Annotated in this window: 13 protein-coding genes and 2 pseudogenes; 7 read left to right on the top strand and 8 right to left on the bottom strand. The window is 69.9% G+C overall.

Translation table 11 applies throughout. The features are described from left to right. The first annotated feature begins 345 nt into the window (after positions 1-345). Complete coding sequence (locus ABZY20_RS34465) at positions 346-978, top strand: methyltransferase domain-containing protein (RefSeq protein ID WP_356447020.1); 633 nt, start codon at positions 346-348, stop codon at positions 976-978. Between the two features lie 13 nt (positions 979-991). Here the strand turns inward: ABZY20_RS34465 and ABZY20_RS34460 are convergent. Both ABZY20_RS34460 and ABZY20_RS34455 read right to left on the bottom strand, forming a co-directional pair. Further along, positions 992-1129, bottom strand: a pseudogene (locus ABZY20_RS34460) (hypothetical protein); the annotation flags it as partial. Between the two features lie 28 nt (positions 1130-1157). Continuing rightward, positions 1158-1742 carry a DinB family protein gene (locus tag ABZY20_RS34455; protein ID WP_356447018.1) on the bottom strand — a complete coding sequence of 195 codons (585 nt, stop codon included), beginning with the start codon at positions 1740-1742 and terminating at the stop codon, positions 1158-1160. Between the two features lie 607 nt (positions 1743-2349). On the opposite strand from ABZY20_RS34455, the gene ABZY20_RS34450 reads away from it, so the two are divergent. Continuing rightward, positions 2350-2766: a hypothetical protein gene (locus ABZY20_RS34450; RefSeq protein WP_356447016.1), complete on the top strand. Its 417-nt coding sequence runs from the start codon at positions 2350-2352 to the stop codon at positions 2764-2766. 312 nt (positions 2767-3078) lie between these two features. Here the strand turns inward: ABZY20_RS34450 and ABZY20_RS34445 are convergent, their stop codons facing one another. After that, positions 3079-3336: a hypothetical protein gene (locus ABZY20_RS34445; protein ID WP_356447014.1), complete on the bottom strand. Its 258-nt coding sequence runs from the start codon at positions 3334-3336 to the stop codon at positions 3079-3081. 320 nt (positions 3337-3656) lie between these two features. Between ABZY20_RS34445 and ABZY20_RS34440 the strand changes: the two genes are divergently transcribed. After that, the gene (locus ABZY20_RS34440; protein ID WP_356447012.1) at positions 3657-3896 is read left to right on the top strand and encodes a hypothetical protein; all 240 of its coding nucleotides are present in this window, start codon (positions 3657-3659) and stop codon (positions 3894-3896) included. Here the strand turns inward: ABZY20_RS34440 and ABZY20_RS34435 are convergent. Both ABZY20_RS34435 and ABZY20_RS34430 read right to left on the bottom strand, forming a co-directional pair. Further along, positions 3880-4206, bottom strand: coding sequence for a hypothetical protein (locus ABZY20_RS34435; RefSeq protein WP_356447010.1), 327 nt, complete (start codon positions 4204-4206; stop codon positions 3880-3882). The two genes, ABZY20_RS34440 and ABZY20_RS34435, sit on opposite strands and share 17 nt — an antisense overlap. A 171-nt stretch (positions 4207-4377) precedes the next feature. After that, positions 4378-4845, bottom strand: coding sequence for a hypothetical protein (locus ABZY20_RS34430; RefSeq protein WP_356447008.1), 468 nt, complete (start codon positions 4843-4845; stop codon positions 4378-4380). Between the two features lie 102 nt (positions 4846-4947). Here ABZY20_RS34430 and ABZY20_RS34425 point away from each other — a divergent pair, with 102 nt between their 5' ends. Further along, the gene (locus ABZY20_RS34425; RefSeq protein WP_356447006.1) at positions 4948-5622 is read left to right on the top strand and encodes a DUF6338 family protein; all 675 of its coding nucleotides are present in this window, start codon (positions 4948-4950) and stop codon (positions 5620-5622) included. Positions 5623-7292: 1670 nt separating this feature from the next. Here ABZY20_RS34425 and ABZY20_RS34420 read toward each other — a convergent pair. Continuing rightward, complete coding sequence (locus ABZY20_RS34420; protein ID WP_356447004.1) at positions 7293-9992, bottom strand: SpoIIE family protein phosphatase; 2700 nt, start codon at positions 9990-9992, stop codon at positions 7293-7295. A gap of 457 nt (positions 9993-10449) precedes the next feature. Here ABZY20_RS34420 and ABZY20_RS34415 point away from each other — a divergent pair, with 457 nt between their 5' ends. Next, positions 10450-11493, top strand: coding sequence for a PP2C family protein-serine/threonine phosphatase (locus tag ABZY20_RS34415; RefSeq protein ID WP_356447002.1), 1044 nt, complete (start codon positions 10450-10452; stop codon positions 11491-11493). Positions 11494-11771: 278 nt separating this feature from the next. Then, positions 11772-11900: a hypothetical protein gene (locus ABZY20_RS34410; protein ID WP_356447091.1), complete on the top strand. Its 129-nt coding sequence runs from the start codon at positions 11772-11774 to the stop codon at positions 11898-11900. Positions 11901-12429: 529 nt separating this feature from the next. Here ABZY20_RS34410 and ABZY20_RS34405 read toward each other — a convergent pair. Further along, positions 12430-12549: pseudogene (locus tag ABZY20_RS34405) on the bottom strand (helix-turn-helix domain-containing protein); the annotation flags it as partial. A 137-nt stretch (positions 12550-12686) separates the two neighbouring features. Then, the gene (locus tag ABZY20_RS34400; RefSeq protein ID WP_356447000.1) at positions 12687-15206 is read right to left on the bottom strand and encodes a Helicase associated domain protein; all 2520 of its coding nucleotides are present in this window, start codon (positions 15204-15206) and stop codon (positions 12687-12689) included. A 288-nt stretch (positions 15207-15494) separates the two neighbouring features. Between ABZY20_RS34400 and ABZY20_RS34395 the strand changes: the two genes are divergently transcribed. Beyond that, positions 15495-15689, top strand: coding sequence for a zinc ribbon domain-containing protein (locus ABZY20_RS34395; RefSeq protein ID WP_356446998.1), 195 nt, complete (start codon positions 15495-15497; stop codon positions 15687-15689). Positions 15690-16246 lie beyond the last annotated feature (557 nt).

The following is a 16246-nucleotide window of genomic DNA, read 5'->3' as shown; positions in this document are numbered from 1 at the left end:
CGTGCCCTGAAGGTCACCCCACGAGGGATATTCCAGGCATCCGATCCGCCTGCAGACCCTCAGAGCTGGTCCCAGACCGCAAAGGCCGGAAGGGAAGGACGGGCGTGGTGACGGCCGGCCGGGGGATGGGTCGCTCGCGTCCAGATGCGCGTCGGCGATGCCTGGCCGTTGCGCGCGGCCGGGGCGAGGCGTCAACAGCCGCACGCCCGGCTTGCACACAAGTCGGACGGTGACATGGCCGAGGCGCCCGGGGAGGGCGCGCCGATGGCTCCGGCTCCGATGATTCCGATGGACCTGCCGATACTGGGTAGTTGTCCGGGCCCGGCTCTGCATACGTTCAGCCGCATGGCTGACGACTGTTTCACACGTACACGGCTCGCCGCGATCTACGATCCGCTCAACCCCGACCGCAGCGACCTCGATGCATACCTGCAGATGGCAGACGAGTTCGAGGCTGATCGAGTACTGGACATCCGCTGTGGCGGAGGGGTGTTCGCACTCCTCTTGGTCGACCGCGGCATCGAGATCGTAGGTGTGGATCCCGCCCAGGCAACCATCGACGTCGCCGGCACCAAACCGGGAAGCGAGCGAGTTCGCTGGATCTGCGGGGACGCGACAGACTTTCCGCCGCTGCGGGTTGACCTTGCGACGGTGACAGCGAACGTCGCCCAGGAAATTGTCGACCCGCAGGTGGCAGAAGACCCTACGAGCCACCCGGAAGCACTGCGGCCTGGCGGGCGTCTGACCTTCGAGACGCGCGATCCGTCCAGACACGCCTGGGAAGAGTGGACCCGCGAGAAGTCCTGCCGCGTGACCGGGATTCCAGGCGTCGGCTCCGTCGAGAACTGGGTTCAACTGCTGGAGGTGAGCAAGCCCTTGGTGACATTCCGCTGGACCTGCAAGTTCGCAGCGGACGGACTGGTCCTGACATCGGATTCGAGGCGCAGCCGCTGGTCAGTACGTACACCACTGCGGTGAACACGGCCCGCTCGTCACGTGGAGCGGTCCCGGCACCTTGCGGTCGAGCCGCGAACGGCGGCAGTAACGGGGCGACCAGCGCCCAGAGTCCCTCAGGAACCAGACGCTTCGACAGATCAGCACTCAGGCCGGCATCATGCCGTCCGAACATCAAGCATCAAGTCGCGGGGGACAGCCTTCTATTCCTTGACTGATGCGGCCGCTCTGGCGGCCTGCTCGATCTTCGCGCAGTAGGCGGTGCGGGCGTCCTCATCGATCTGCATCTCGTGTTCGGGGCGCATCCCGGTTCGGCCGTCGACGCCTTCGCGCAGGATGTCGGCGTGCCCGGCATGCCGGTTGGTCTCGCCGAGGACGTGGATCAGGATGGCGAACAGGTTCGTGTCGGAATAGGGCTCCGGCCACCACGGCACGTGGCCGGGGGCATCGAGTGCAAGCTCGTCGATCGTCGCGTCGGCGTGTTCCCACGTGCGTCGGTAGGACTCGATGATCTGGTCGCGCGCCTCGTCCTCAGCCGCCCACAGATCGCTGCCGTCGTGGTCCTGCCACCGGGGCAGCGGTTGCGGGGACGGCCGGTCGAAGACCTCGCCGAAGTACCTGGCCTCGACGCTGGCCACGTGTTTGACCAGGCCGAGGAGGTTGGTCCCGGTCACTGTCAAAGGTCGGCGGGCGTCGTATTCGGACAGGCCGTCGAGCTTCCAGAGCAGCGCCTCGCGGTCCCGCCGCAGTCGTCCGTGCAGGGTGTCCTTGGCGAAGTCATCGATCATGCGGCATGAGCCTGCCATGGGCTACTCGTGGCCTCAAGATCCCAACTCGGGCCATTCCGGTCTGCTCAACGAGACCGGATTCACCGACATCGGCGTGGAGCTGCTGCCGGCCACCACCGGCGGGCCACGCACCGTCGACACCCTGCTGGTGAGCGCGTGCCGCCCGGCCTGGAACAGGGACCGGCTCCACCGTCGGCCTGTGGAAACTGCGTACCGCACGGCCGGTGAGTCATGTGGACGAAGCGCTGAACGAGGCGTACTCGAGCATGTTGGGCGAGGTGTCGGACGGCCAGGTCCCCGTTGTCGCCGCTTGGCCGGTGGCCGCCTGCCTGAAGGAGAGTGGGTCGTCGCCCTTGTCCGGCTGCGTGGGCGGACTGGAGGGATGGCCGCACGGTGCCCAGCGCGCGCAGTGGTAGCGGGCCCTTCGCGTGTGGGGGTGGACACCCCTGACATCTGTCAGGAGCGGCGGTGCACCTGGCTCCTTACGATACCGGTGCTTGGCCAGTGGGGCCGGATTGCACTGGCACGTGTGCGCCGGTGAGATCGTGAGCGAGGTGCCGGCGCACCGGGAGCACAGTGAGCCGGTCACTGGCGAGGTACACGGCACATGTTGTTGAACAGGGAGAAAACCATTATGGGGCGCAGCACTTCACGCTCGTTGACCAAGCTCATGACCGCGGCAGCGGCAGCCATCGTGGTGGCGGGAGGCGCGGCCGCTCCGGCCGCCGCGGCGCCGGTCCCGTCGGCGGAGCGATCCGCGGCCCAGACGGTGAGCATTCAGGCGCAGACCGTCACGACCTGGATCAACGGCAATGTCCGCATCGGACCTTCGACGGGCTACAGGATCGCCTACACCGTCGCGGCCAACCAGAACCTGAGCGCCGAGTGCTGGCTCGAGGGTGGCTATGTCAACGCCAACGGTGTCTACCACAACAAGTGGGTGCTCCTGTCGGACGACAACTACATCTGGGGCGGCCTGCTCAAGGGCAACGAGGTGGGCAACGTCTCCAGGCCCTGCTTCTGACGCGACGTCAGGCGTGCCCCGGTACCACAGCGGGTGCCGGGGCGCGTGCTGCACAGGCTCGCGAAGCGGGCCCGCATCAGCCGCTGAAGGCCGGCCGGGAAGGGCTGGGGTGGGAGCGAAGCGGAAAGCGATGGTGTCGCTTCCGGGTCCCGACTGACCCACGACCCCGGCGCAGCCCCGCCCGCCCACGTGTGGTGACCGGCCCTTGTCCGATGGCCGACTCACCCCCCACCCCGGCCCACGCCGACAGCCCGACACTCCCCGCTCTCGAGGTGTGAAGGCAGGCGCGTCCTCTCCTGGACTGGATGACCTCTACAGAGCGTCGGACACGGGAGCCGCGTCCCAGCCGCGTACGCGATGGACACGAGCGGTCTTCGGGTAGCGCGTGGGGGAGTCCCATCGGGGGCCGATCTCGAAGAGGTCGATCTGCAGGAAGAGCGGATACGCCGGAGCCTGTGCCGACCGTTTCACGACGACGCCCTCACATCCGATGAGCGTCCCGGACGGCCCCCACAGGACGGTCCAGGTGTGTGGCTTGGACGCGTTCAGGGGCAGGACGACTTCCGTCATGTCGGTCTCAGCCGCCGGTCAGAGTGCGCCTTCACCCCGCAACGGGCGCGGCTTTCCTGCTCACCGACGGTGTTGGCGTCGATCTCGAAGATGCACACTTCTCCGGTGTCCTGTCCGGAGAGGTGTTCGGTCCCCACGAGCCAGCGTCGTGACGGCCTGGGTCTGCCCGGGCCGGCCCCGGCGTCCTGGCGGCGCGAGGTCCGGGGCGTCATTCCCGTCGCCGGGCAGGAGGCCGGGGCCGGCTCGGGGGCTTTCTGCGCCTCGGGGGGTTCGGAGCCGGCGGGGCGGGAGTCTGGCTCTGTGGCGAACTGGACCGGGAAGTGCATCAGCAGGCAGTGGCCGAGGAGGGTGAGGAGTGTGCTGGGCAGGTTCTCGTTGTCGGGGGAGGCCATCTCGGCATCGACGTCGAGCAGTGCCAGCCGCTGGTCGGCGATGGCTGCGTCGATCAGCTCGGTACCGCACCGCGGACCGGACTTGTCGAGCAGGTACTCGTGCCCTCCTTGCCCGCGCGCGGGCGCATCCTCAAGAAGGTCTACGAGGCGTTCACCGCCGCCCAGTGACGGACAGGGTGAGGGCCAGTTGCGGGAGGCAGCCGAACGCCGCCGGGTGGTGGTGTGGCAGCAGAGCGTCGACGACCTTGCGTATGCGTGCGACGGCCTGCTTGTGATTGCTCCAGATGTCGAGGCGGGCGAACCGGGCCGCGTACAGCCGCAGCCGCCCGGCATCCATCTGGTATTGCGGGGCGAGTGCATGCTCCCCGGCCGCCTTCATGCACCAGGCCGCCTGAGCCGTGGCCCCGGCCGCCTTGTCCAGGGTGTCGGGTTCCTTGGAGCGGTGGAAGACCGCCTCGTGCCGGTCGGCGTTCTTCACGGCATGCTCCGTCCGGCGGCGCAGATCGCGGGCCGCTGCCGTTTTCGGTGGTGCGGCGAACGCGCTGGGCGGCGGGACCGAGGGCGGGGTCTCCTCGCGCGGCGCGGGAGCCGGGGGAGGGGTCTCGCCAGCGACCGCAGGAGGTCGTCGATGTCGGCCTTCGGGTACGGGTCACGCAAACCGGCGGCCAGCGCGTGCATCACGTAGCACGTCCTCGCCCACCGCACCGCTCCGCAGCCGGATGAGGTCACGCTTGGCGAACAGATACTGGGTGAACGGCCGCCGGTCGCCGGGGCGCCTGCGCGCCGACGGGCGGTGGCGTCCGCTGAGCAGGACGTTCGCCTCGGCCGGCGGGCCCAGGGGCTCGGGCGCGTACCGGGTGTGCGGAAACGGCAGGCCCGCGTCGTGCAGGGCGTCAGCCGCAGCTCCAGCGCTTTCCCGGGCGCGTTCACGGTTCAGCACCGCCATCGACTCGAACGTCATGGCGCACAGCGAACGATGTCGCCGGGCCCGGCGTACCGCTCGGACGAACGCCTTGTCGAGCTTGCGGTCGTACAGGTCGTCGGGGTCACCGCTCGACAGGGCCGCCCTCACCTGTTCGACGAAAGCAGCCACTGCCTCGGGCTCGGTCCGCCGCATCAACCGCCCTCAGAGTTCCGCGTGTTTTCTGGCTGACCTGTCGACCGTGGAAGTCGTTCCGCTCGGACAAGGTGACGAGGCCCTGTGCAATCACCGGCCACGGTGGCCCAGTTGATTGTGCTGGCGGTGGCACTGCTGCCCGGCGTCGTCTATCAGTTCGTCCGGGAGAACCGGCGTGGCCTCGTGCCGGGGGAGAGCGATCTCGGGCACCGCCTGCTGCGCGCGCTGACCGTGTCGGTCGTGCTCGACAGCTTGTACTTCGCGGTGCTGGGCGGCCGGCCGGCGGAACTGGTCCGGCCCGCCAGCTTCCCCGATCACGCCCGCGAAGCCGCTCTCTACGCGCTGGTCCTGCTGTTCGCGCTGCCCGCGCTGGCCGCGCTCACGGTGTCGTGGCTCGAACAGCGACGCCTGCGAGCGCGGTACCGGGGGACGCCGAGCGGGTGGGACCACTTGTTCCGCGACCGGGACGCTTGTTACCTCAGGGCACGCCTGAAGGACGGGACCTGGGTGGGCGGTTGGTATGGGAAGCATTCGTACGCCAGCTCCTTCCCGCAGGCGCCTGAGCTGTACCTGGAGCGGTCGCACCGGAGGGCGGCCGACGGCACCTTCGGCGGCCAGGTCCACAACACGCGTGGGCTGTACGTGCGGGGGGAGGACATCGACATACTGGAACTCGTCGACCGGTGGACGCCCCCGCAGGGCCCCGGCCCCGGCCCCCGCAGGGCCCCGGCCTCGGCCCCGGCCTCGGCCCCGGGGCCGGGGCCGGTGACGACGTGAGGAGCAGCGCAGGATGACCCAGCAGGGACACCGCCCCCGACGACGGTCTCACGCCTGAGGAGCGGGCCTTCCTCTCCGCGCCCGGCATGCCTCGCGGGTACGCGCCGGTCAACGCCGCTTCCGAGCCCGGAGCGCCGCCCCCGGGGCCGGCTGGTGCCTCCGGCCCACTGCCCGCGGCCGGTTCCGAGGAAGGGGACGGCGAGTCCGGCGGCTGACGCCGATCCCGCGGGCGGCCTGAGAGAACACCTCCAGGGCCGGCCTGGCGTCCCACAGGCCGGCGGGTCCCCGTGCGCGGCGATCAGCCGGTTTCCCGAAGTCCGAACTCGATGTCCGGACGATGCGGAAGTCGGACGGACGCCCGCCGAGCCGGACAGGTCATGGACCGCCTCCCTCCCGGCGGCGACGGCGAGGCCGCCGGGGATCCCGAGAGGCCGCCGCGGATCCTGACCGGGTGTCCGACGGGACCAACTGACGTTCACCGGCCGGTGGATCGTCCGCTTCGCGGGAGACCGACCGGGTCATGCGATGGCCGACACCATCACGCGTCCATGACCCGGAAGGCGGGCGTCCGCTCATGCACGGTGGCGGGTTCGTCTTCGGCGTCCCTTCCCTGTGGGGCACCGGGCAGGTCATGACGACCGCGCCACCCGGCTCTGTGGAAGTGTCACCGCGCAAGTCTGGGACCGGCTCCTTCCCCGGCTCATCCGCCGTGGAGCCTGGCTCGACCGGGCGGAGACGGCCCTCACGCGTGGGACGGCGAGGCCCGGACCGCGGGGGAGCTCGCGGCGCGGCGTGTGCGTGCGGTCGCGGAGACGGTGGGTGTCCGACGGGGCGTACGGTCTGGCGCTGGCTGGAGCAGGCGAAGGCTTCCGGGCGGGTGGGGGAGCCGGTCCGGCAGGGATACGCGGTGCCTGACGAGATGTGGGAGCTGCTGGGTGGGGCAATGTCTCGGAGGTGGGGCAATGTCTCGGAGCTGAGGCGTCGGCTGGTGGCTGCCGGAGGCGAGGTGCCAGTTGCGTCGATGTCGTCGTTGTGCCGGGTGATCTGCAGGGACCGCCGGGCGGGCCGGGCGTTGATGGTTGAGCGGGAGCCTGAGGTTGCCGGGTCGCGCCGGCCGGATCCCCTCAGCGAGCCGGGCCTGAGCGTGGTGGCCGAGAAAGGCGTCGGTGGGCAGGTGCTTCTGCGGGAGCACAAGCGCCTGGCGCAGGTCCCGGTCCTGGTCCCGGATGCCCAGGTGGTGCACACACCTGCCGTTCGGTCGGTGCTGCGGACGGTCGCGCGCGCGGCCGCGGTGGGGGCGGTGGTGTGTTTGCGCGGCGACGCCGGTCAGGGGCCGGCGTCGTTGCCTCCGACAAGACCGTCGCGTTGCAGTACGCCCTGTCCCGGCTGCGCACCCGGCCCGGGTCCGTCGGGTCCGCGTCGGTGTGCGCCCGGCGGTTCCCGAACTGGGCCGGGTGCTCGCGGACGCCCTCGAGCTGGGCAGGCGTGCGGTTGCCGCGCGGGGGCGGGGGAGGCCGACCTGATGCTGGTGAACGCGCTGCGGCAGCCTCGCGTGCTGGTGCTGGTGCTGGACGAGGCGCAGCGCCTTCCGGGGCCCGCTGCCGACCGGTCAGCTCCGAACTGGCATCGGCATCGGCATCGGCATCGGCACCGGCACGGGTGCCTCCTCCTCACATCAGGGGATCCCCGAACTGTTCGAGGAGGACGTCGACCGGCGTGTGGTCCGCGGGACCGGGTGGGCCGTCGTGCAGGATCTGCTCCGCCCAGATGACCTTGCCGCGGGAGGTGTACCGCGTCCCCCACCGCAGTGCGAACTGCGCCACGAGGAACAGTCCCCGCCCGCCCTCGTCGGTGGTCTCCGCCCGCCGCAGTCGCGGAGAGGTGCTGGAGCCGTCGGACACCTCACAGATCAGAGTGCGTCCGCGCAGCAGGCGCACCTTCACGGGTGGTGATCCGTACCGGATCGCGTTCGTGACCAGCTCGCTGAGGATCAGCTCCGTGGTGAACGCGGTCTCCTCCAGCCCCCACCCGCTCAGAACCGTCCTGCACTCGGCCCGCACCGAGGGCACCACCGCCGTGTCCGAGGGCACATCCCACTCGGCCACCGACGAGGACGCCACCCGCCGGGTCCGCGCCGCCAGCAGGGCGATGTCGTCCGAGAGCCGGGCCGGCTTCAACGCCCCGATCACCACCCGGCAGGTCTCCTCCGGAGTGCGCTCCCCGGCCCCGGCTCCGCCCAGGGCCCGGCGCAGCCCGTCGAGACCGGTGTCGATGTCGCGGGCGGCGTTCTTGACCAGCCCGTCGGTGTACAGGATCAGCTGGGAGCCCTCCGCCAGGTGCACGTCGGCCGTTTCGAAGGGGTAGCCCCCGAGACCGAACGGGGGCGAGGCCGGCACCTCGGGGCAGACGACCGTCCCGTCCGGCTTCACCACCACGGGGCCGGGATGCCCCGCACGGGCCATCGTGCAGACCCCCGCCACCGGGTCGTAGATCGCGTACAGGCACGTCGCTCCGGTCAACCCCGCCCCCTCCTCGTCGTCGGGGGCAGCGCCGGAGTCGTCCTCCTCGTCCAGGCGGACGACCAGATCGTCCAGCTTCCCGAGGACCTCGTCGACGGGGAGGTCCAGCGTGGCGAAGTTGTGCACAGCGATGCGCAGCCGCCCCATCGTCGCCGAGGCGTGCAGCCCGTGGCCGACGACATCGCCCATCACCAGCGCCACACGTCCGCCCGGCAGCGGAATGACGTCGAACCAGTCCCCGCCCACACCCGCCTCCGACGGCAGATACCGCCAGGCCACTTCCAGGGCGTCCTGCTCCGGCTGGCCCCGCGGCAGCAGACTGCGCTGCAGCGTCACCGTCATCGCGTGCTCGCGGGTGAACCTCCGGGCGTTGTCGATGGCCAGCGCCGCCCGCGCGCCCAGCTCTTCCGCGAAGGCCACGTCCTCCGGCTCGAACGCGGGTGAGCCCTTCGTCCGGTAGAAGTGCGCGAGGCCCAGGGGCACCCCCCGCGCCCGCAGCGGCATGGTCACCAGGGAGTGCACCCCGAGCTCCAGCGCCCTTCGAGCGCGTTCCGGATCCTGTTCCTGCCAGCCGCGGGCCTGTCGCAGGTCCGCCTCCAGGACACCCCGGCCCTGTTCCAGGGCCAGCATCTGCGGAGTCCTCGGCGAGAACGTGATCACTTCACCCAGCCGGTACACCGGCAGCATGCGCTGATCTCCGCTGATCGCGGACCGCAGCAGGTGGCGCCAGCCCCCCGTCGTCGGCTCATCGCCGCGCACCACCGAGTCCAGCAGATCCACCGCGACGACGTCGGCGAACCGGGGCACCGCCACGTCGGCCAGTTCCTGGGCCGTACGCTCCACATCCAGCGTCGTCCCGATCCGCATCCCCGCCTCGTACAGCAGTTTCAGCTGCCCCAGCGCCCCCTCGGCCCGCCCCGACACCACCGCCAGCTCTGTGGTGTCCCGCAACGTCACCACGCTGCCCGCATGGTCGGCCTCCGGGAACGTGGGCCGCTTGTTCACCGCCAGCAACCGGTCGTGAGTGAGGTACACCTGGTCGGTGACCTTCTCCGGGGATGCGAGCACGCGCGCCATCCGCTCGGGAAGCCCCAGCTCCTGCACGTGCCGCCCCTGTACGTCCGCCGGCAGACCCAGCAGCCGCTTCGCCTCTTCGTTGGCCAGCAGCAGCCGCCCGTCCTCGCCGGTGATCAGCACCCCCTCCCGCACCGCGTGGAGCACGGCCTGGTGGTGCTCGTACAGGCGCGCCAGCTCCGTGGGGGCCAGCCCATGGGTCTGCCGCAGCAGTCGCCTAGACACCGCGGTCGTCCCCGCCGCGGCCAGCACCAGCGTGACCGCGCCGACGCCCAGGACGATCGGCAGCTGCGGCATCCACAGCCGCGACACGTTCGTGACGGTGATCCCCGCGGAGACCAGGCCGACGATCCGGCCGCGCGCGTCGGTCACCGGGACAACCGCCTGGACGGCCGTCCCCTTGCCCGCCGGCAGAGGCGGACCGCCCGCCTGCTCGACGACGGTACGGCCTTCGAGCGCCGGCTCGATGGTCCCGACGAACTTCTTCCCGATCTCCGCGGGGTAGGGATACGTGTACCGGATTCCGTCCGTGTTCATGACGACGATGAAGTCCACACCCGCCCGCCTGCGCGCCTCCTCGGCCCGCGGTTGCAGCACGGCGGTCGGGTCCGGGCTGCGCAGCGCCAGGCTCACACCGGGGGAGCTGGCGAACGACTGGGCCGCCACCACCGACTCACGACGTCCCTGTCGCACCGCGTCGCGCGCCGCCTGCAGCATGATGCTCGCCACCGCGGCCAGCACCAGCAGCACCACGATCACGCTCTGGAGAAGGAACACCTGCCCCGCCGCGGTGCGCGGGCTCAGTACGGACAGGCGCCGGGTCCGCCGGCCACTGGCGGCCGGAGGACGTGAGGCCCGCAATCGGCCGAGATGTCCCTCCATACACCCTTGATAACACCGCTGTGCAAACCTGGATGACTCACGACGCCTGTCCGCAGAGGACGAACCCGCGGCGGGACGAGCAGGCCCGTGAGCCGTACCGGGGGACAGCCCGAGCGGCACACCGGATGAGGGGCCCCAGCCAGAGCGCGCCGGGCCCGGCATGCGCCTTCCACCGACCGGATGGCGACGCATCCTGCCGCGCACCTCTGACCATCAACCACAGGCCGCCTCGTCCATCGGAGCCCGACGCCTGGTTCCTGTCGTTATGATGCACTTTGTGATCGGGATCGGGCGGCCGTGGCGTCGACATCCTCTCCGCGGCGGCTGGTGGGAAGCGGCCACGCTGTCACCGGTGATCCTCACCGCCCTCATCGCCGCTCTGGCCTTCTCCACCCCACGGGAAATCGCCTTCAGCCGCCTCCTCCCCACCGCACCCGCCCTCGCCGCCGCCATGTGGCCCGTGCTTCCCACGCTCCTGCTCGGACTGTTCTGCCTCCTGGTCATGATCGGTCTCAGCTTCGTCTACACCGACCTGGGAACGCCCTACACGGCGGCAGCCATCCTCGCGGTCACCCTGGCAGCCGCCTACGCCAGCCATGTCCGGCTGCAACGCGAGGAAACGCTGTTCCACGTCCGGCTCGTCGCCGAGGCCGCCCAAGAAGTGCTGATGCGCCCCCTGCCGCGCCGCATGAACAACATCGAGATCGAAGCCCTGTACCTGGCGGCCCAAGAGGAAGCCCGCATCGGTGGCGACTTCTACGAGGCGGCCGACACGCCGTACGGGATCCGGCTGCTCATCGGCGACGTGCGCGGCAAAGGCCTGTCCGCGGTCGGCGCGGCCTCCGCGCTGATCAGCTGCTTCAGGGAGGCCGCGTACGACGAACCCGATCTCAGCGGCATCATGCATCGCCTGGAGGTCACCATCACTCGTCACAGCACCGCCTTCCCCGTCCCCGACCGGCCGGAGCACTTCGCCACCGCCCTCATCAGCGAGATCCCCCAGGACGGCGACCACGTCAGAATCCTCAGCAGCGGACACCCTCCACCCCTGCTCGTCCACCAGGGCAAACCCCGACTGCTGGAGGCCACCACCCCCTCGCCGCCGCTCAACCTCACGACGCTCGCCGGCGAGCACCACCGCGTGGACACCTTCGACTTCACCCCCGGCGACCAACTGCTCCTCTACACCGACGGGGTCACGGAGGCCCGAGACCGCACCGGCACATTCTTCCCACTGCCGGACTGGACCCAGCAGCAGGGCCACACGCCACCCCGCGAGCTGCTCGACCGGCTTCACACAGCCCTGCTCCACTACAGCGGCGGAAAGCTCGACGACGACGTCGCCGCCCTTGTCGTACACCGCCCGGACACCTGCGCCGGCCAGTACCGCCCGTAGCCATGGCCGAAGCGGCGAACCGGCCTGGACAAGGGCGACGGGTGACACGTTCCCGCGAGGAACGACAGCTGCCCTGCTCGGTGAAACGCAGACCCGGCAACGGGGCCGATCCGCAGAGGAGAACCAGCGCAGTACCGGCGGCCACTTCGGCTCGCTGCACGGCGAGCGCCTCCAACGCGCCGCCGCAGGCACGCCGCCCGGCTCGGAACCCCCCCGCCCCCGGCTGTATCACACCCCCCCCCCCCCGAGCATCGCGGTCGGCGCATCACATAGCAGCCGTGGGAAGCCCAGCCGTACGCCTCACACCTGACGGCTGCGCCGCCTACCCCGTACCGCCCTGGGCGGGCGCGTTCCTGCGGGCCGCGGCCTGCTTCGCCCAGCTCGTTTCCGGCGAGGACCAGGAATAGTTCGCCACGCCAGGCAACCGAGCCCTCCTGCAACGCGTGGCGGAGACAGCCAGGCTGCACCCACCCCAGCCACCTGCGGCCCGTCGCCAAGACCCGGCCGGCCGCATGGAGTGGAACTGGCGCGAGCGGCAGCAGGCCAAGAGGCACGAAGCGACGCAGGCCGTACGCGCCAGCCCCCCGCGGCGCGGAAGTAGGCATGCCCCAGCGCGCGGGCGAGGATCACTAACTGCTGCTGCTGCTGCTGCTGCTGCTCGCCCGCACCGGCGTCGCGGGCGGCGAACAGCTCCCGGGCAACCTCTCCCGGCAAGTACTGGGTGACCCACCGTACCCGCGGATCGTCCGAGGAGCCGGCCGCAGCAGCGAACCCGAATCGCGCCCTGATGTGGAAGACGAAGCCCTCAGCTTCGGCCTGGGCACGTCGGCGGGCCCGTATCCGGGGCTGCCACCGAGCCAGGACCGCTTCCTCGATCGCCCGGAGATGCCGCGGACCTGGCGGACGACGCGCTCCGGGTTCCTTTGTCACCCACCTCTGTACGGTGCGCTGTGACACCCCAAGGACTGCGGCCACCCTCCGGGTGGAATGCCGATGTGCTGCCAGCAGCAACCGCAGGCGAGCATCGGTGCTCGACGGAACGGGCCGGGTGCGCAACGCCTGCTCCAGCCCGACATCCTGCAGCCCAGGGCATCAGTCCTCTCACGCCCTGACCGCCGTTTCCGGCATTCCCGTGACAGCACCAACTGGCCTCGGCTAGGAGAGCCCCACGAGAACGCTGATGACAGAACGGGTCATGTCCAGCGCATGCCGATGGCGGAGAGCTGTTCGAGCCGTTCCGGCGACAGTGTCGCGGCCCGCGAGCGCTGGTTGCTGATCCACGCCCCGAGCCGGAGCTGCCGTTGCTCCTGGTCCTGGCCGTCCCTCTCGGCGACGACGATCGTCTCGATGTGTTTGCGGGGCACCTGGAGGTGTCCTTCGCGTCGGTAGTACTGCTTGGCGGCGGTGTAGTTGAAGGCCCACTTGTCGGCCTGGCTGGTCCGCGGTCCGGGTTTCTCGTTCTCGGCCGCGGGTTGGACGCTGAGGACGTGTTCGCACATCCACTGCTGCACGGTGGTGAGCCTGTCCCAGCCGAAACGAACCGACTTCACCCACCGTCCGAGGTCCTCGCCCTGGTGCACGATGTCACCCGGTTCGGTGGGCAGTTCACCGCCGGCTTCGAGATGCTGTCGAGTGAGGTGGAAGGCGCGTTGCCATTCCACGGGCCAGGCCGGGCACCAGGAGGGGGCGATCTCCTCGAGCTGTTCGCGCCGCTCGTCCGACAGTGCCCCGGCCGCCGACTTTACGGGCAGTCCTTCGGCACGCCGCTGCTCGATCTCCTGCGCCTTCCGGGCGGCGGCCCGGGCGTTCTTCAGCCAGATGCCCACCCGGTACCCCTGGTAGGTGGCGTCCAGGGGGGCCAAGAGGTGGCCCGCCTCAGCCGCCCACCCGCGCGCGGCGGCCAAGCCCTCTTCCCAGGCGACGTCGAAGTGCGACCACACCATGCCCAACTTCTCCAACTGCTGGACGCGGTCTTCGCCCAGCCCCCCGCGGGCATAGAACCTCCGAGCGTCGGCGATCCACTGCCCAAGTGGAAACCCCGCGAGCGAGGCCGGCCACCCCTCCGGTTCCGCCTCCTGGTCCCCACTCTCGGGCACGCGGTACGTGAACGGCACCTTCAGATCTCCGTGAATCCGGTGGTACAGGGTGGCGGCTTCGATGCCGCACCGCCAGCGCCGGTGTTCGGGATTGAGGACGCGCAGGTTGATGAACGCTGCCAGCTGCGCGGGGTCGCGGGGGCTGCTGAATCTCAGCAGCTCACGCGCCGATTCCGAGAGTCGGTCGCTCGCGGCTCCCTCGCCCCCCTCGCTGCTCGAGCGGCTCTGCACGCCCCGTACACGGCTTGGCGCCTGCTGCTGCGCCAGAGCCTCCACCACACGGGCGTCATGCGCTCGGAGCGCCTCCAGCAGCTTCGCCAGTCCGCCGAACGCCCGCGAGGTGAGCATGTTGTCCGCCGTCTCACCCGGCCCGAGCAGGACCGGCACCACGAGCGAGGCGACCTTTCCCTCGCCGGGCTGCATGCGCAGCGCCCGGCCGACGGCTTGGACGAGGTCGGGCATGGAGCCGCGTACATCAGCGAAGTACACCGAGTCACAGTTCTTTGTGTCGACACCTTCACCCAGGACCTTCACGGACCCCAGGTACCCCTTCTCGACGACCGTGCCGTCCGTGGCGATCCCATCGGCGAACTCCGTCAGAACCCGGCGCCGATGCCCCGGCTTGTGATCGCCGCACAGCCAGTCCGCCCAGACCGTGCGCGGATACAGCTCCGGGTCGACGGCGTGCAGCTGCGCGGCAACGGCGGGAAGGCCGGCCGCGAAAGCCTCCGCCTCGCGGACGACATGGTGGAAGACGAGCGTACGCCGAAAGCCTTCCTCGGCCGACGCCTTCACCAGCGCGGTCTGCAGCGCCGCGAGCCGCGCCCCGCGCACCTGCTCGGAGCGCGCGTCCTCGCCCAGAAGCTGGGCGGCCTGGAGCTGAGTGTCGGTGATATCCACGCACACCACCTGGTAGGGGGCACAGATTCCCCTATCGATCGCCTCCGACAACGTCAGGGTGAAACACCTGCTACCGAAGGGGCCACTCGGGTCGTCCTCCATCGAAGCCACCAGCTCGCCCGGCGCACCCTGGTCGGAGTCCTCGTCCAGCTGCCACAGCCGGGGCGTGGCGGTCATGTAGAGGCGGCGCAGGGCGGGGATGCGGGTGTTGTCGTGGACACCCGCCCAAGGTTTGCCGATCCGGCCCGAGGTCCGGTGGGCCTCATCGACCACGATCAGGTCCCACCCCGGCAGGCCGACGTTGTGCGCCCGCTCCAGCGTGCCGAGACCGAGCGAGGCGTAGGTGGCGAACACGGTGACCTTGTCGAACGGCCGCACCCAGCCGACCAGCTCTGCCACGTCCGTGGTGTTAGGGAAGGACACCTCCTCACCCCGCAGGGAGGAAACCCCGATCATCGGGCCCGTACGGCCTCCCTCGCGCCAGGCGGCCTCGGTCTGGGCAAGCAGATCAAGGGAGGGAACGAGCACCAGTACGCGTCCTGCACGGAGCTCCTCCGCGCTGCGCACGGCGACGAGGGTCTTACCCGACCCGGTCGCCATGACTACCTGAGTCCGCAGCCCCTGCTCGGTCACAGTAGATCTTGCAGGCAATTCGAGTGCTCGGAGAACCGCGTCCACGGCTTCACGTTGATGAGGACGAAGTTCTTTCACAGCCATCCGACACACTCTCCCCGACGATCTGAACAACAGCTCTCACGACCCACACACGACCAACCACCCTGCCAACCAAGAGAGTTGCTTTGCAGGCCCCTACCGCAACACCGGCTACACACCTCCGATCTGGAACACAGACAACCGTCTCCAGCGGAGCACACGCCTCACAGCACTGCAGCCAGCTAAGTCCAGAGTCTATCGCAGACAAAAAATGAAGCAGATACATCAGAGAATCGACTCGGAAGCTACGGGTACTCCGAAGTCATCACTGCCCACAATCCGGGAGAGATCATGGAACAGAAGACCGAGAACCATCAAGGCAACCGGTTCTGCAAGGCCTGCGGCACGCCCGCCGAAGACGGGAAACTGTGCAACCACTGCGGCGCCGCCCTGGATCTCCCGGACAGTGCAGGGCTGGTGGAAGACCAAGGCGCAGCCATACGGCGTGACTTCGAAGGGCGCACCCAGCAGCAAGAGCACAGGTGAACGAAACAGCAACGACCCCGGCCTGCTGAACGACAGGCACGGGGGTACACCGCCGGCACGGCATCCAAGACTGATCGCATCACGAACGTCATGCTTATAGGGCTGACGGCTCTGGCTATGCACATGGCCGGAGTTGGCGCCGACTGGGCCTGCAGACGCTCACCTCACGCCGCGGCCTGTGGTGACAGAACGTCACCACAGGCCGCCGAGCCGCGAGACCCGCCACAGCTTTCTGTAGCCAGCCCGACCCGCGTCAGCGGGTCGTAACGGTCCTGCAGGCGCAGCCGGAAGGACCACAAGGCGGGGAGCGCAGCGGACCGCCGACCCGGCTGAAGCGCAGCGGAAGCCGGGGGACGTAAGTCCCGCAGCTTCGGGAGCGAAGCGGACGAAGCGTCATCCTGCTTGCGCAGCAAGCAGGATGAGCGGGATGCGCAGCATCCCGCCAGCGCTCCCGCGGAGCGGGAGCGCAACCACCGCGCGCAGCGCGGTGGTTCGCTTGCATCGCGCGCAGCGCGATGGGACCCGCTCCGCTCCCGAAGCTGCGGGACTTACGTCCC

The organism is Streptomyces sp. NPDC006624 (assembly GCF_040611555.1).
Classification (GTDB): domain Bacteria; phylum Actinomycetota; class Actinomycetes; order Streptomycetales; family Streptomycetaceae; genus Streptomyces.
This window is presented reverse-complemented; position numbering and strand designations above follow the sequence as displayed.

Coding starts and splice junctions, on each gene's coding strand:
- ABZY20_RS34430 (WP_356447008.1), bottom strand. CDS start 4,845: ATGCGGCGGACCGAGCCCGAGGCAGTGGCTGCTTTCGTCGAACAGGTG.
- ABZY20_RS34400 (WP_356447000.1), bottom strand. CDS start 15,206: ATGGCTGTGAAAGAACTTCGTCCTCATCAACGTGAAGCCGTGGACGCG.
- ABZY20_RS34465 (WP_356447020.1), top strand. CDS start 346: ATGGCTGACGACTGTTTCACACGTACACGGCTCGCCGCGATCTACGAT.
- ABZY20_RS34445 (WP_356447014.1), bottom strand. CDS start 3,336: ATGACGGAAGTCGTCCTGCCCCTGAACGCGTCCAAGCCACACACCTGG.
- ABZY20_RS34455 (WP_356447018.1), bottom strand. CDS start 1,742: ATGATCGATGACTTCGCCAAGGACACCCTGCACGGACGACTGCGGCGG.
- ABZY20_RS34450 (WP_356447016.1), top strand. CDS start 2,350: ATGTTGTTGAACAGGGAGAAAACCATTATGGGGCGCAGCACTTCACGC.
- ABZY20_RS34395 (WP_356446998.1), top strand. CDS start 15,495: ATGGAACAGAAGACCGAGAACCATCAAGGCAACCGGTTCTGCAAGGCC.